1 protein-coding gene is annotated in these 1349 nt (G+C 71.2%); it reads right to left on the reverse strand.

Translation table 11 applies throughout. The annotated features are described in order from the left end of the window. Positions 1 to 269: 269 nt before the first annotated feature. A complete protein-coding gene (locus tag CCN72_RS27615) occupies positions 270 to 1334 on the reverse strand; it encodes a thiopeptide-type bacteriocin biosynthesis protein (protein WP_086810546.1) in 1065 nt (354 codons plus the stop codon). Between the last annotated feature and the right edge of the window lie 15 nt (positions 1335 to 1349).

A 1349-nucleotide genomic window follows, 5' to 3' on the forward strand; every position in this document is an offset into this window, starting at 1 on the left:
GGGGCCGCCGTCGAGGAGGCCCCGGGTGCCCAGCAGCCGCAGCATCTGCCCCCACTGGGCCTCGCCGAGCCGGGTGCCGAACGCGCCCGAGTAGGCCTGCCCGATCTCCTCCAGGGACCGGGTGCCGTCCAGGCGGGTGATGATGAAGTGCTCCTTGGCGCCGACCTCCAGGCGGCGTCCGGTGCGCGGGTCCTTCAGCAGATGGATGCGGGTCGGGCCGCGNNGGTCGGGGCGCACCCGCGGCCGGGCGGCCAGGAAGGCGTCGGTGGTCATCTGGTGTCCTCCGGTGCGCCGTCGCGCAGGGCGCGGGCGAGGACGTAGGAGAGGAACGCCTCGTCCCGGACGGTGATACCCAGCCGGTTGTTGGTCATGTGCATATAGGGCGACAGGAGCATCGGCAGGGCGTGCGCCGGGTCGGTGGCGTGGATGTCGCGGGTGCCGTCGAAGGAGCGGAAAACCAGGTCGCCCCGGTGTGCCGAGCGCGCCGCGCGGTCGCGGAGTTCGGCGCAGTGCTCGGCCCAGCCGCGCAGGAAGGCCGGGAGCCGTTCCAGTTCGCCGCGGGCGACCGCCTCGCGGATGTGCCTGAAGCGTTCGGGCAGCCGGTCGCCCATGGCGGCGTACGCCCGCTCGTAGCCCTTGTCGGTGGTGTAGTTGGTGGTGCTGAACGCGTTGTTCCAGAAGCCGTGGTAGCGGTCGAGGAAGGTCAGCAGGGCCTCGTCGTCGGCGAGGAAGGTGCCGGAGACGACCATCATCAGCTGGGCGGACAGGCCGAGGAGCACCGTGCGCAGATGGAGGTTCATGGTGCGGGTGGCCTCGATGACGAGGTCGCTGGAGTGCTGGAAGTGCCATTCGGCGAGCGCGATGCCGGCGGGCCCGCCGTACTTGCCGTACTCGGGCTCGTAGTCGCGGTCCTCGAAGCTGTTGTTGGGGCGTAGCTTCATCCGCCCGTCGGGGCCGATGAATTGGGCGCGCTCCTCCTCGCTGTACTCCAGGGTGAACAGGGTCTCGTACAGCTCGGCGAAGAAGCCCGCCTTGACCTCGTAGAGGGCGGGGCGTTCGCGCAGAAAGGCGTCGAGGGCGGCGTGGGTGCGGTCCCGGACGGTGTCGGCGTCGGCGGCGCGGGCCGGTTTCAGGCGCAGCCGCAGATGGGGGCCCTCCAGCCAGTAGTTGATGAAGAACCAGCCGGTGATCAGCCCCTCTTCGGTGAGCCGGCGCACCAGGGGTTCGACGCACTGGAGGAGCAGCGGGCGGGGGCTGGCCGCGTAGAAGACGTGCACCGCGAGCCAGGTGCCGGGCGCGTCCTCGGTGGTGGTGTCCACGGCGGGGGTGTCCACGGCGGGGGTGGGTGC

Origin of the sequence: Streptomyces murinus, from assembly GCF_002154555.1 — a bacterium.
GTDB lineage: Bacteria > Actinomycetota > Actinomycetes > Streptomycetales > Streptomycetaceae > Streptomyces > Streptomyces murinus.